The sequence below is a fragment of the Mariniflexile sp. HMF6888 genome, from assembly GCF_044335535.1.
In the GTDB taxonomy this organism is placed as follows: domain Bacteria; phylum Bacteroidota; class Bacteroidia; order Flavobacteriales; family Flavobacteriaceae; genus Mariniflexile.
In genome coordinates this window covers 262149-277398 of the sequence record NZ_JBIQVZ010000004.1, presented here as the reverse complement: position 1 = coordinate 277398, position 15250 = coordinate 262149, and the positions used below count along the sequence as shown (strand labels likewise).

Annotated in this window: 11 protein-coding genes; 1 reads left to right on the top strand and 10 read right to left on the bottom strand. The window is 34.2% G+C overall.

Annotation, left to right across the window (positions count from 1 at the left end):
• The 3 genes from ACGLWY_RS12105 to ACGLWY_RS12095 form a co-directional block, all read right to left on the bottom strand.
• A complete protein-coding gene (locus ACGLWY_RS12105) occupies window positions 1-669 on the bottom strand; it encodes a bifunctional 4-hydroxy-2-oxoglutarate aldolase/2-dehydro-3-deoxy-phosphogluconate aldolase (protein WP_396619925.1) in 669 nt (222 codons plus the stop codon).
• Window positions 670-687: 18 nt separating this feature from the next.
• Window positions 688-1905 carry a 6-phosphofructokinase gene (locus tag ACGLWY_RS12100; RefSeq protein ID WP_396619924.1) on the bottom strand — a complete coding sequence of 406 codons (1218 nt, stop codon included), beginning with the start codon at window positions 1903-1905 and terminating at the stop codon, window positions 688-690.
• A 102-nt stretch (window positions 1906-2007) separates the two neighbouring features.
• A complete protein-coding gene (locus ACGLWY_RS12095; protein WP_117176802.1) occupies window positions 2008-3048 on the bottom strand; it encodes a sugar kinase in 1041 nt (346 codons plus the stop codon).
• A 162-nt stretch (window positions 3049-3210) separates the two neighbouring features.
• Between ACGLWY_RS12095 and ACGLWY_RS12090 the strand changes: the two genes are divergently transcribed.
• On the top strand, window positions 3211-4242 hold the full coding sequence (locus ACGLWY_RS12090) for a LacI family DNA-binding transcriptional regulator (RefSeq protein WP_396619923.1): 1032 nt from the start codon (window positions 3211-3213) through the stop codon (window positions 4240-4242).
• A gap of 773 nt (window positions 4243-5015) precedes the next feature.
• Here ACGLWY_RS12090 and ACGLWY_RS12085 read toward each other — a convergent pair.
• The 7 genes from ACGLWY_RS12085 to ACGLWY_RS12055 all read right to left on the bottom strand — a co-directional run bounded on the left by ACGLWY_RS12085 (window position 5016) and on the right by ACGLWY_RS12055 (window position 15231).
• Window positions 5016-6590, bottom strand: a complete 1575-nt coding sequence (locus tag ACGLWY_RS12085; RefSeq protein WP_396619922.1) for a glycerol-3-phosphate dehydrogenase/oxidase — start codon at window positions 6588-6590, stop codon at window positions 5016-5018.
• A gap of 150 nt (window positions 6591-6740) precedes the next feature.
• The gene (locus ACGLWY_RS12080; protein WP_396619921.1) at window positions 6741-8015 is read right to left on the bottom strand and encodes an MFS transporter; all 1275 of its coding nucleotides are present in this window, start codon (window positions 8013-8015) and stop codon (window positions 6741-6743) included.
• 347 nt (window positions 8016-8362) lie between these two features.
• Window positions 8363-9073, bottom strand: coding sequence for a FadR/GntR family transcriptional regulator (locus tag ACGLWY_RS12075; RefSeq protein ID WP_396619920.1), 711 nt, complete (start codon window positions 9071-9073; stop codon window positions 8363-8365).
• 491 nt (window positions 9074-9564) lie between these two features.
• Window positions 9565-9912, bottom strand: a complete 348-nt coding sequence (locus ACGLWY_RS12070; RefSeq protein ID WP_396619919.1) for a cupin domain-containing protein — start codon at window positions 9910-9912, stop codon at window positions 9565-9567.
• Between the two features lie 104 nt (window positions 9913-10016).
• On the bottom strand, window positions 10017-12305 hold the full coding sequence (locus ACGLWY_RS12065) for an alginate lyase family protein (RefSeq protein ID WP_396619918.1): 2289 nt from the start codon (window positions 12303-12305) through the stop codon (window positions 10017-10019).
• Between the two features lie 311 nt (window positions 12306-12616).
• Window positions 12617-13432: a heparin lyase I family protein gene (locus ACGLWY_RS12060; protein WP_396619917.1), complete on the bottom strand. Its 816-nt coding sequence runs from the start codon at window positions 13430-13432 to the stop codon at window positions 12617-12619.
• An 8-nt stretch (window positions 13433-13440) separates the two neighbouring features.
• A complete protein-coding gene (locus ACGLWY_RS12055) occupies window positions 13441-15231 on the bottom strand; it encodes a chondroitinase-B domain-containing protein (RefSeq protein WP_396619916.1) in 1791 nt (596 codons plus the stop codon).
• Window positions 15232-15250: the final 19 nt, after the last annotated feature.

Genomic DNA, 15250 nt, shown 5'->3' with positions numbered 1-15250 from the left:
TTATTTTCTAACAGCTTTAACAATTGCAAGGGCATTTTTTACATCTTGCTCTAGTTTTGCGTAATCTTTATTAGCTATAATATCTTTAGAAATTAACTGAGACCCCATACCAACACAGGTTACACCAGCATCAAACCAACCTTTTAGATTTTCTTCTGTTGGAGATACACCTCCTGTTGGCATAATGCTTGTCCAAGGTTGTGGCCCTTTTATTCCTTTTACAAATTGTGGTCCGTAAATATCACCAGGGAAAAGTTTTACTATTTCGCAACCTAACTCTTCTGCTCTAGCTATTTCGGTTAATGTTCCACAACCTGGAGACCATAATACTTTTTTACGGTTACAAGCAATGGCAATATCTTCTCTTAAAACAGGAGTTACTATAAAGTTTGCCCCTAAAGCCATATATAAAGATGCTGCTGCACCATCGGTAACAGAACCAACCCCCATTATCATGCCTGGTAATTCCTTAATAGCATATTTAGTTAATTCGCCAAAAACTTCGTGAGCGAAATCGCCACGAGCTGTAAACTCCATTAATCTTGCGCCACCATCGTAGCAAGCTTTTAATACATTTTTACTTAACTCAATATCATTATGAAAAAACAAAGGAATCATCCCTGTGTCTTTCATGGCTTGAGCTACTTCTAATCTTGAAAATTGTGCCATTTTTTTGTTTTTTATTTTTTAATTCCAGTTTAATATTTTCTTAAAATTATATGCCTCTGGATTGGGTACATATTTTTTTGCTTGTTGGTAATCTTTCTCTTGAATATAGAATAAATTATTGATGAACAGTTGTGCCATATCGGAATTGATGTCTACCAACCGTGGTGGAATCTTTCCATTTTCATCTTCAAAATCCTTTAAAAATAATGGTGTAATATCCCCTCTTGAATTTGCACTAACAATACAACCTGAAATATTTTGGTCGTATAATTTTTTAACGCCTATACCTAGTAGGGTACACAAAGTTAAATCGAATGCAATGGGATTACAACATCTTAACTCGTAACCAAGTTCTACTGGTCTTGATTTTACCACTAACCCAAGTTCCTTTAATTTAACCTGTAATAAATAGTTGAAGATATGCGATTTACTGACATTACCTAATTCTGGATGTCCATGATCATCATACGTAAAGTTTATACCAGAATTTATGATTTCCTTTTCATCCATAAAATGAAAAACACCTTCACTTACCAAAGCGACCCCATATTCAACACCTTCTATTTTACATTTAACGATTGAAGAAATAATCATATTGATTATCTTATCGAATGTAATTGTTGTTTTGTTAAACATTTCTGGGATAATCATCATTTGAAAATGACAAGCCGAGGCAATTCCGAAAGCTAAATGACCTGCAGAACGACCCATGGCCGACATCACAAACCAATTTTCGCTAGTTCTGGCATCTTCATAAACCGTATTACCTATACGAACACCTTCATCTTTTGCTGTATGAAAACCAAATGTTGGGTTTCTATCTGGCAAAGGCAAATCGTTATCTATCGTTTTTGGAACATGTACATGGGCAACCGATAAATCTTGGGTTTGGAGATATTTTGTTAATCTATTAGCGGTTGAAGCTGTATCGTCTCCACCAATGGTTACCAATAGTTTTACATTATTATTTTTGAAAAAATCAGCTTTAAAATCGCTGTCTTTGGGTTTGAATCTACTCATAATCAAAGTAGAACCTCCACGACTAAAAATACGATCGGCATGATGGAAATCAAAAATTTTCACTTCAGGATTCTCTGAAAGCAACCCTTGGTATCCATGATGAACGCCTATAACCTCATACCCATCTTTCATAAAGGTTTTTGCAACCGTACTTATAACAGTATTGATACCTGGTGCAGGACCGCCACCACAAATAATCGCAATTGATTTTTTCATACACTATTAAGGATCTTAAAGATTTAGTTGAAGCCAATGGAACCAATGAATAAAATTTAAAAAGCCTGCAAGGTTTTGTAAACCTTGCAGGCTATAAATTTATTATCGAGCAACTCTACCTGATGCATCACCACCCATAAGTTTGGTTACTTCATCAACAGTTACTAAGTTAGCATCACCTTTAATAGTGTGTTTTAAACAAGATGCCGCCACAGCAAAATCTAAAGCATTTTGATCATTATCTGGATACGTTAATAATCCATATATTAAACCACCCATAAATGAATCTCCTCCACCCACTCTATCAACAATATCGGTGATTTGGTATTGACGGGTTTGTAACATTTGTTTACCATCATATAAAACTCCAGCCCATGTGTTGTGAGATGCAGAAATAGAACCTCTTAACGTTGTGATTACTTTTTTAGCTCTTGGGAATTTTTTCATCATTTGTTGACAAACTGATAAAAATGCTTCAGCTTTCACATCATGTCCATGAGTTTGAACTGCTGCTCCTTCTGGTTTAATACCAAAGTGCATTTCAGCATCTTCTTCATTACCAAGAATAACATCACAATAAGAAGTTAATTCAGTCATGATAGCTTCACGGTCTCCACCGTATTTCCATAACTTTGCACGGTAATTTAAGTCGGTTGAAATAGTAACACCTAATTTGCTAGCCGCTTTAACAGCTTCTAAACAAACATCGGCAGAACTTTGGGAAATAGCTGGTGTAATACCTGTCCAGTGGAACCACTCTACACCTTTAAATACTTCTTCCCAGTTAATCATACCAGATTGAATTGTAGCCATAGAAGAGTGTGCTCTGTCATAAACGACTTTACTACCTCTAGATACTGCTCCTGTTTCTAGAAAATAAATACCTAAACGGTCACCACCCCAAACAATTTTATCTACACCTACACCCCTTTTACGCATTTCCATCATGGCACATTCACCAATGTCATTTTTAGGCAAACGGGTTATAAAATCTACAGAAATACCATAATTTGCTAATGATACAGCTACGTTAGATTCTCCACCACCATAAACAACATCAAAATTGTCTGCTTGAGAAAATCTTAAAAATCCTTGAGGTGCTAATCGTAGCATGATCTCACCAAATGTTACTACTCTACTCATGTTATTAAATTATAAATTTAGTTAAATTAAACTTTGCTTAAACGTTTAAGCAAAGACTTATTGGTAACTATAACAAAAACATAAAATAAAACTTATCTATTTTGTTTATAAAAACTAATGCACTATTTTTGCTTAAACGTTTAAGCAAAAATATATAAAAAATTGAGAAACAAAAAAAAAACGACCATAAAAGACATAGCTAGCGTTTTAAATATCTCTCCCGCAGCAGTTTCAAAGGCATTGCATGACGATTCACGCATAAGTGCCAAAACAAAGGAAGCTGTAAAAAAGGCTGCGAAAGACTTAAATTATCAACCCAATCACCTAGCTAGTGCACTTCGTAGAGGAAAAAGCAACTTGGTAGGCGTCATAGTTCCTAGAACCAACAGTCACTTCTTTTCTTCGGTGATTCAAAATATTGAAGAAGTTTTAAATAAAGAAGGTTACAATATTATCATTACCCAATCGAACGAATCTTATAAAAAAGAATGCAGTAATATTGATACACTGTTATTCACACAAGTTGATGGCATTATTGCTTCCATGGCCAATGAAACTATAAGTTTAGATTTTTACGAGAAAATTAAATCAAAGGGCATTCCTCTAATTCTATTTGACCGTGGTGAAAACGATTTGAATGTCGATTATATTGGTATAAATGATTATGACAGTAGCCACATGATTGTTGAGCATTTAGTGCAACAAGGCTGTAAACGCATTGCCCATATTGGTGGATACAGGCACACTCGTATTTTTAATAACAGAATAAGAGGTTATATTGATGCTATTAAAAAACATCATTTACCATTAGATGAAACGTTACTTATAGAAAGCAGCCTTACTTTAGAAGATGGTAGGGATAAAATGATGCAACTGCTCAACTTAAAAAACAGACCCGATGCCGTTTATGTTGCTGGAGATTATGCCGCTTTAGGGGCGTTACAAGTATTAAAAGAAAACAACATTGAAATACCTAATGATATTGCTTTAGTTGGTTTTGGTAACGAACCTTTTACATCTATGGTAACCCCTTCTATTTCCAGCATTAACCAACACAGCGATGAAATTGGAAAACTGGCAGCACAAACTTTTTTACAACGGGTAAACGACCTAAAAACAAAACAAACATTAAATAAAATAATACTTGATGCCAAATTGATTGTTAGAGATTCTTCTCATGTGAAGAACCTATAACATAAAATCTTCTCTTATAGAGCTAAAAACGTCTATTAAAATACCGCTCTTTTTACAAGTGGTGCCATGCATGGCATTTGGCGGGATATAGAGAGCATCTCCTTCTTTTACTAATTTTTACTTCGTTCCAAACTGTAAATTCAAACTCACCACTAGCTACATACGTCACTTGTGAGGGTAATGGCTATGCAAAGTGCCAACACCTCATGCTTCAAAAAGAACATTTATAAGCATAATTCTATCATCATAGGCCATAATCTTTCTTTTATTCCACCTCCTAATTCTTCCCATTCAATATCATCTCCTAATAAAAAAATATTGCTTGCCCCAAAACTCTTTATGTTTTTTATTTTTATAAGCGTTAATTGAACAAATGTACTTTTTTCTGAATTATTAATAAAAATAGATTATAGTATATGACAAAAATTAAAGCGTCTCACATAGGTTTCTGTCGAAGTTCAATCCAAAATATTTCTGCATATAGCTTCGACAAGCTCAGCTTGACAGATTGTGTTCGATATAACCAGTTTAAACCATACATTGTCGGACTGAGCTTGTCGAAGTCCCCGCTCGTGATGGCGGAGTAAAAAAGTAAGTAATGAGAGTAAGCTATGAGTATAAATTTAAGTTTAGAAATATGAATAAAAATCAAATGTTAGCTTGGTTAACGGCACAAGCAAGATGCTTGCGCTAGTGGAGAAATGCAAATAAACATTTGAATAGCAATTTTTCTATTTTCTCTCGTCTCTTGTCTCTCGTCTATTCTCTATTTTCTATTTTCTATTCTCTTTTAACGAAACAGTCTCTAAAACATATTGATTGGCAATGTTTGTAAATTCATTAATTTGCTGTTGCTCCCATATAGCATCTTTATCTAATTCTTTAGTCAATATTTTTGCCACCATAGGAATTATTTCTAATGTTGCACGGGCATCTAAAAACAGGGTACGTACACGTCTAGCCAAAATATCTTCTACGGTTCTTGCCATTTCGTATTGAATTGCCCAAATAATTTCTGCTTTGGTATGGGGTAACCGTTCATGTAATGTTTCACCTAATTCAGGGTTTGTTGCAATCAACCTTTGAATTCCCTTTTGGTCGCTTCCATAAATATACTGATGATGGTTTTTATCATTAGATGCTGTAGCTCCATGGATTTTTATATTTTTTGTTTTACATGAAATATGTTGCAATTTTCCTAACGAAATTGCTTTATTTATGGTATCCTGAGCCATTCGTCTATAAGTCGTCCATTTGCCACCGGTAATGGTTATTAATTCAGAATTTGAAACGATAATTTTATGGCTTCTGGAAATTTCCTTTGTTTTTTCAGACTTATCTTTTGGTGCTGCCAGTGGTCTTAGACCGGCAAAAATGCTCAACACATCTGCCTTACTCACTTTTTTGGTTAGATAATTATTTGCCGTAGTTATGATAAAATCTACTTCTTTGTCTAAAGCTTTTGGTTCTAAACTGTGACTATCAAGTAACGTATCGGTGGTACCAACAATCACTTTATTATGCCATGGCACTAAAAACAATACCCTACCATCAGTAGTTTTTGGTATCATAATAGCATCCTTTCCTGGCAAAAAAGATTTATCTAAAATTAAATGGATCCCTTGGCTTGGACATACTGTGTCTTTTGCTTCCGAATTATCCATTTTCAAAATCTCATCGGTAAAAACACCTGTTGCATTTATAACGGCTTTGGCGTTTAGAGCGTAGACTTCTTTAGTTTCCATATCTTCAGCTATAACGCCGTTGACTATGCCATCATCATTTTTTAATAACTGATTTACTTTAAAATGATTTAAAACAGTAGCCCCATGTTCTATGGCTGTTTGGGCAATATTTACCGCTAATCTGGAATCATCAAATTGACCATCGTGATACACCACACCTCCTTTAAGTTTTCCGTTTTTGATGGTGCTTAATCTTGAAAGGGTGTCTTTTTTGTTAATTCGAATCGATTTTCCAAAACTTAATTTACCTGCTAGCATGTCATAAATTTTAAGACCTATGGTATATTTAAGTGTATCCCACCAAGTATAGTTTGGAATTATAAAAGACTGATTGCTGACTAAATGTGAGGCATTCTTCAATAGCAGGCCTCTTTCGTATAGTGATTCCTTTACTAAATCAATGTTGCCTTGCGCTAAATAACGAACACCACCATGAAGCAGTTTTGTACTTCGGCTAGAGGTACCCTTTGCGAAATCTACTTGTTCTAATAAAAGGGTACTAAATCCACGTGTAACACTATCTAAAGCAACACCTAATCCAGTGGCACCTCCTCCAATAATTATCACATCCCAAGCTGGCTGCTTTTTTAATTGGATTATCAAAGTATTTCTGTTAAACAAATTGGTTATTTTTTGTTTAAATGTAATAACTTTTTAATGAAGTGATTTAAACTTTTTACAATTGGTGAAAAATGATTTTCAATCCCGTTCCTATTAGCTTTTTTCGCTTTTCATTTAAGAAGATGGTATTTGTTATTCTCTAACTGGTCCAATTTTCTTTATTAATGTAAATAATACCAAAAGAGATAGTGGAATAGTTACTGCTATGACTATGAAAGCAGGTGTATACGAATTCGTAGTAATTTGTCCTATAAACCAATTCATTATCATAACCGAAATGGCTGCTACCGTACCTGCCAATCCAGCTAAAGTACCGACGGAAGGTCCTTTAAACAAATCACTTGATATGGTTTGGATATTTCCGATAGCAAACTGGAATCCAAATAGCACAAATGTAGCTATATAAATAAATGTCATAAAATTAGTCTCGTTTACTAAGAAAATAATTCCCAATAATCCTAAGAAAATCATGCCCCCCCCTAGTGTTATTGTTAATTTTCGTGATGCATCCACAGTCTTTGTTCCCATTAGTTTACCTGAAAACCATCCCCCTGCAATACTTCCTGCTGCGCCACCAAGATAAGAAATCCATATACTAGCTCCGATTTCTTCTATACTTAAACCAAACTTTGAGTGTAAGTAGATGGGCATCCAACCCACAAAAAACCACCAGATTGGTTCTATAAAAAATCTACAAAGTAATAACCCCCAAGACTCTTTGTAGCTTAAAATTTTCAACAAACTTAAGCTTTTTACTTTTTTCTTATCAAGGAGTTCGTCCTTATCAATTCTATCAACAACAATAAGATTTCTTTCTTCCTCGGTTACCCATGGATGCTTTTCTGGAGTGGACTTGTTTAGAAACAACCAAGGGACTACCCAAAGCATTCCAACGGCTCCTAAAATGATATAAGTCGTTTTCCAACCAAATTGGGCATATAAAAATATAATTATAAATGGTGCTATCACATTTCCTATGGAAGCTCCTGCATTAAAAATACCTTGGGCAATGGCTCTTTCTTTTATTGGAAACCACTCGCCATTGCTTTTTACTGCACCAGGCCAGTTACCTGCTTCTCCCAAACCTAAAAGCCCTCTAACTATGGAGAGTGAAATCAACCCTCGTGCAAAAGCATGAAACATGGATGCTAATGACCATACGACAATAGATACCACAAAACCTAAACGCGTACCAATAGCATCGTACAATTTCCCCGATAAAAATTTCCCTGCAGCATATGTAGCCATAAATACGTTTAACATAATAGCATAATCGGCATTATCCATTCCTAAATCCTTACCCATTTCTGGCCATAGCAATGCAAACGCCGTTCTATCTATATAATTTATAACGGTAGCTATAAAAATCAATGTAATAATCCACCAACGCAAACCTTTAATTTTCATCTGTTTATATTTTTTAATTTTTAATTGTCATGCTTCGACAAGCTTCACTTGCTATCTTCGCTGCAAAATATATTTTGCATCTTACTAATGCTCAGCACAGGCTTGGAATACCCTTAACAATCATCCTCGTGTATATGAATGCTATTATGGGTGTTTCATTTTTTATTGTCTTTTTTTGTTACGAAATGGCAATAGGGAAGTCCTTCTAAAACAAGTACACATGTTTTAAAACAGCTGTTTTTAATACGTTTGGTATATGATGTAATATAGTAAAACTATATCGTGAAGCAGATTTCCCTATCTTGCTTTATTTGAAAAACAAAAAGCGCTTTTATTTGTTCTTCTAATTATTGTGATTTTACATTATAACAATACTGGTATAATACACTGAAATGATCTTTCATTTTTTGTTTTGCCAATACAGGATCTTGTTTCTTTATCGCCTCATAAATCTCGGTATGCTCTTGAATTCCTATAACCGACAATCGTTTATCACAAACATGATACTTTTCAAAATTCATAATTATTTGCGGTGTGATGGTTAACATAAATGTATTCAAAGTGCTATTTCCACTTGCTTTAGCTATAGCTAAATGGAATAACAAATCTTCTTGCACAGCATCTTCACCAGATAACACCTTTTCTTCATAAGCATCTAATGTGTTTTTTATGTTTTTTAAATCTTCATCGGTACGCCTTAATGCTGCCAACCTCACTGTTTTTAATTCTAATAATATTCTTGTCTCTACCAACGATTTAAAGTCCGGAGACTCTAGCCTTAAAATATCTTCAATCATTCCATTCATGGCAACAACGCCTATGTTGGCAACAAAAGTGCCACTTTGTGGTATTGATTTTAACAATCCATAAAATTCTAATTTCTGAATGGCATCTCTAACATTACTCCTGCTAACCTCAAACTTTTCAGATAACATTCTTTCTGAAGGGAGCTTATCTCCTGGCTCCAGATTTTTATAATTAATCAATTCTTTTATTTTAGAGATTATAGTATTTTGAATCTCTAAATTGTCATTTTTAGTAAGTATTTCTAATTTCATTTTTACAAATAATTATTTCATCTGGTTAACCACTATATTATTGTTAAAATTACAATAATCCCATCATAAAAAACACATTCAGCTATCCTTTTTTTAGAATTTGAAACCATCTTGTTTTATAAGATTACTGGCAGAAAAATCTTGTCAAACTGGATAACCATATTGGTTTACCAAATATATATAAATTTTGCTAAAAAAAATGTTCCATTGTACTTTTTTTTTTGAAAACTCATAATTGATTTCCTTGTTATCCGATAAAACCTTTACAATTCTCTGCAAACACAGTGATAATGGCTTTTAAAGAGATTACTGATTTGTAGTCTTGTTTTTTATAATAATTTGTTACTTTCGATTATCAAATAAAAATGTGCATAAACATTTGAATAGCAATTCATTTGTCATTAGTCTATCAATTCTCTTTATTCTATTTTCTTTTAGCGAAGCGGTCTTGCATCTTGAGTCTTGAATCTAGCACTGATTTATAGCATATGCTACATAAAATCTTCACGAATTGGACTAAATACATCTATTAAAACGCCACTTTTTTTACAAATAGCTCCATGCAACACATGTGGTGGAATATAAAAGGCATCACCTCCTTTTAGTAATCTTGTTTTATCTCCTATAGTAAGTTCAAACTCACCACTTACCACATAGGTGACTTGTGAATGGTAATGTTCATGCATGGGACCTATACCTCCAGTTTCAAAATGAACATTAACTAACATGATGTTATCATCATAGGCCATAATTTTACGTTTTACCCCCTCACCTACAGCTTCCCAAGGGATGTCATCTCCTAATAAAAATTCTTTACTTGCTCCAAAACTTTTTTTCATTCTATATAATATAATTTAATTAATCTGAAATCGCCATGATTTGGAAACGCTAACACCACTGAAAATAAAGCGATACCATATGACCTTTAAAAAACAATGAATATTTACATATGAAATAAATGATAAGGACCTTTCCATGGATAGGCCTTCTCTTCTATCTTTATTTGATGGGTATTATTTTTTGAATTGTCTTTAAAAGAAAATGTAAACATACTTTTTCCAGCACTTTCGGTTTCAATTACCAGTGCTATGTATGAGTCATCACTATAAACAACCTCTAATTTCTTAATATTACTGAAGGCATTAACTGCTGCTTCACTAACAGGATTGTAATGCCCATGGGATTCTAGAACAGATATAAAATAAGTGTCTTTACTGTTCTTTTTTCTGATAATGAATCCTGCATCTCTTCTTAAATTAAAATTCGGATCGTTAGCGCCTATGCGGGCAAATATTAAATCGTCATTGTTTGATACGACCGATGTAAGTGTATAAAATCGGTCTTTATTCAACCAAGATATTTTAGCATTGCCTGATTCCGATGTACCTTCTGCTTCACTCCATAAATGTTGATATCCATTTTTAGTTCCTAAAGGCTTTAAGGTTTCAGGTGTTGTATATTTAAAATTTGTAGCTATTAATTGTCCTAAATAATAATATGGTAAATCAAATTGGTGTTCACTTTCAGCATGGACTTTAATGATATCCAAAAGGTATGGATTCTCGAAACTGTCATTTTTAATAAATACCATGGTTCGGTGCAACTCAGTACCCGGATATGCATTTGTTTCCGTAGCACTTACAACTTGAATGTTTGGATTGGAAACATCAAATAAATATTTTTCGGAATGGTGCAAACTCCCTGTTTCAAAATCACCTCCAAAATGTGAAGTTTCGTCTTGATTTATAGTATTATGGGCAATGGTTTGTTTTGCCCATGTGGTATTTTCTTTTAAATAATTGCCTCCACCCTTTTGTTGAATATTTACAAAACGCGCCATTCCATAATCTTGAACCACTTCGTTTCCATCTTCATAATAAGAGAATGATAATTTATCGTAATGCCCATGACTTAAGCCTTGTGCAGAATATTTCATCACTAAAGTAAGCGCGTCTTTTGTGCTATTTGTTCTTAATATGGCTACGCCACCTTCGTCACCATTTTTTCCGTCAGATAGATCGATTGATTTTTTAATAAAAGGGGTTTCTAAACCATTGCGCACTCCAAGAGCTACCGATAAACCTGCATCGTCAAGCGACACCTCGCCTTGTGCTTTTGCTATAGATAATAAATTGGTTTTATTACCGCCATAATAATACCCAATATTTACTGCCGACACCAATTCCCTTGAGTAATACGACATGCCTTTTTGAGCATCATTTAATGGGAAGAAATTGCCCTTGGCATCGGTTAAATGTAACAATATATTTATCGATTTCAATAGCACACCATCTTTATACTCAAAGATTTTAAGCTCAGGTTTTACGTTTTGTAATGCTTCTGCAAAAACCAAAAAGGGATACATGGCGTACCGTTGGTAATAAGGCCCTTCGGTATAATAACCATCTGGCGAAAATGGCTCTTCTAAATTTGCAAGAAACCCTACTTTTTGCCCTTTCTTTTTTATAAAACCTCCATCATTGTCTTTGGCATTGGGGTCTATATTATCGGTTTTTAATCCATGCAATGCGATTTCGAGCAATTCAGCATCGTCCATAACCAATGCTATCATACCAACTGCCACATTACCCCACGTACTATGGTTATGTACCCGATTGAAAAACTGTGGATTTTCTACCGAAATAAACTTTGCAAATGGTTTAAAAAGATTTTCTTCTAAATGAGAACGTTCTTTTTCAGTTAAATAATTATACACACAATCGTACGCTTGACTTACATACACCAACCAATTGGAATCGTTTAAACATTGCCAAAACAGTTTGCCACGTGCATACGACCTTGTTTGTGGATGTACCGGAAGTGTTGGATATATTCTAGCGTATTCCAAAAGCAATTCCTTAACGTAATTTGCATATTTTTCATCATCTAAGATTTGATATAAAATGCCTGCTTTTTGTAAAATCAAAAAGTTTCTCTTGTGTCGCTCATGCGTATAGCCCCCAGAAAAATCCTTTGGAATAGGTACTTCAATGCCATTTAAAATATCGGCATCTACTTCAGCTTTTACTTTTGCTAAAGTTTTGTCAAAAAGAGGAACAGTTCCTAACTGCGCTTTTATGTTTTCAACACCTGTTTTTGTAAGTATTAAACTGGGGTGTTCTTGTTTACTTGATTTTTTTGCATTAGAAATTCCTTTCGATTGTGCTTTGCAAGAAGCAACAATCAATAGTAATGCAACTAATATGAATGGTATTTTATTTTTTAAAAACATGTTTGTTTTTTTGAAATTATTCTTTGTTACAACCAGTGTATGCTTCCCACTTGTGAAAACTAATGGTCTGATTGCGTTTTAAAAATACGCTTTATAATATTATTTTAACGTGGGTTCGATTTAAAAACAATTCTATATTTAAGGATAAACTCACACTATAAATGGAGGTTGTCACCTTGAGCGCAGTCGAAAGGTTATTAAAATCGATAACTTCTATAGGTTTCGACTGCGCTCAACCTGACATCAAAATCTAAGTAAATTATTTTTAATTAAATACATTCTTGATTATATCGAACTCACTTTATTTTATGTTAATTTTGAATATCTTCTAATTCCTCTATATAAAAATCCGCAAATTTCACTTGTTCATCCCTCAAATCGGACGGGTTTTGCAAGCTTCTGTAAATGCCCCATTTGGGTCGTAAAAATTGAGCATCGGTTTTCCACATTCTTATGGAATCATTGCTGTAGTTTAGTAATGTTTTGCCATTGTCAGCTCTAGTTAAGATCACTTCATACTTGCCTTTTCCAATCTCTCCATAGGTAATTCGCTCATAAACCTCTACCCAAACACCTTTAAAATCTTCTAAAGGCGCATCGATTAAATTATTTTGCTCCATGTTGGAAGCATATCTAATTTGAAATATATCGACTTTCAATTTTCTTAATGTGAAAGTGATACTTGGCATGGCATCTTCAGTTCCTCCAACTGCTTTTATTTGATGGATATGTGTAAATTTATTCGATGCTTGAAAGTGTTTGTCTAATTTAAATTTCCATTTATAAACAACTGTTTCACCAAGTGTTGCAATAAGACTGTCTGGTGATTGTTTATAGGTTTTGATTTCGGTACGTTCTCTGTCAAATTTTTTACAACGGTCATTATCTTCTTCCACATGGGCATGAAACACAAATACATGTTTCTTTAAATTGGCATCCCATATTTCAGTAATGTGATTTCCAAAATCCTTATGGGCACAATCCGGCGTTTCTATCACATCATAGTTGGGTGCCAAAACGCTATTGATCAATTCATAGGTTTTCCCTTTACCATCGGCTTCCAGAATGGTTTGCGCATTCAGTGAGAAGGCACATAAAATCAAAAATAGGATGAAGATTTGTTTCAAGATATAAATTATTTAATGATTAATTTTTGGGTGTGCTTGCCTGTTTCCGTAATGAATTGAACTAAATATACGCCTGAAATTAGTTTTGACACATCTATTTCCGATAAAATATCTGAATCAATTTGCATCACTTTTTTACCTGTCATCGTACTTATGATGATTGATTTTAATTGTACTGCATCTGTTTGAATGCAGAATTGATATGACGCAGGATTCGGATATATTCTTATGTTGCTGACAATGTCATTTTCAATAACTGATAAGGTATCGCCATAAGCATTTGGACCAACATCGTTTATTCCAATGGGTGTATAAACAATACTGCTGTTACTAAAATGGTCAGCACCAACGCTACTCAATGTGGGACGTGATTGTCCTTCAATATCTTCATCAATAGTTAAAGAGGGCACCCCATTTTCTTTTGTAGGTGTTGTGTTTGTGGCTTTCCAAATGCTCCCTGTCAAAGCTAAATTTGGATTCTCATTAGAGATTTCATCAGAAGTAAATGTATAGCCATCACCATTTAAAATAGCACCATCTATAGGGTACATCACATTATTGACCCAAGTAACTTCACCGTCTTGGTCATTGTATATTTTAACCAAGCTATGTTCTGAACCTATGACTAAATTATTGGCTATGGTTATATCTTGTAAAGCTTGGTCATAAGAACCATTGCTTTTTGCATAACCTATTTCGATGCCGTAAGTATTATTAACTAGAGTATTATTGGCAATCGTGATGCGTTCGCCTCTATAATGCAAACTTTGGTCGGTATCAATGCCGTCAATGGCATCACCCTGTGTCAAGGTTATTGGTGCGTCAAAACGGGTGCCTTGCAAGCCTTCAAGATAATTATTGGCAATCACATGGTCTGTCCCGTAGGCCCTAATACCGCCTGTATAAATCGTTTGTTCTTGATTAGCATCATTTATAAATATGCCATTGGCCTTTCCGTCTCCAAAAAAATAATTGCCTTCCACACGATTTCTGTTACCTTGGCGTAAGGTTAAAGACCCGTAATTTCTATTAAAAGTATTGTGTCTTACCACATTGTCACAAGATTTCACGGAAACAATCTCAGGGTCACCGTCACAGTCTTCAAACAAATTGAATTCTACAGTTGTAAAACCACTGGTTGTTGACAATTGACTGTTGCCTATTCTAATGGATTCTTTTTCGTTTTCAATTCGGGGAGCATTGTTATAAAAGTAGTTATGGTCAATTCTATCATATTGCGATTGTTGGTTGACGGTTTTGTCTTCGTTGTAAGTACCATCAATAGTGATATAATTTCCTGCTGTGGTTTTATTTTGAAACGTATTGTGGTCAATTCTGTTGTGATGGCTTAAAAACTGAAACGTATAATCATTATAATAGCCTGTTACAACAATCCATTTGAGTGAGTTGGCTGTATTCGTTTCAAAAACATTTCTGGTAATTCTGATATTGTTGGATGCCTCTAATTTCACCAATGTACTATTACCAGTGCAATCAAATACAAAACCTTCCAATGTAATATGTGCTGCTTTTTTAAACACAAAAAAGGAATTTCCAGTTAGGGTTACACCTCCAACGGTTTCCGCTTTTATAACAATTGGATTTTCGGCTGTTGCGATTTTGGTGAAACTGGCATAAAAATCAGAATAAGTCCCATTTGAAACAATAAATGTTTCACCTCCAGAAGAGGCATTCACTAAACTCTGCAAGTTGGTATCTGTTGTCACATAAGTTTGTGCAAAAAGTGTTATTGATGATAAATACAGCAAGAAAAAGTTAAGCAACGATTTGAAAGACATAGTTTAGGTTTTTAAATGA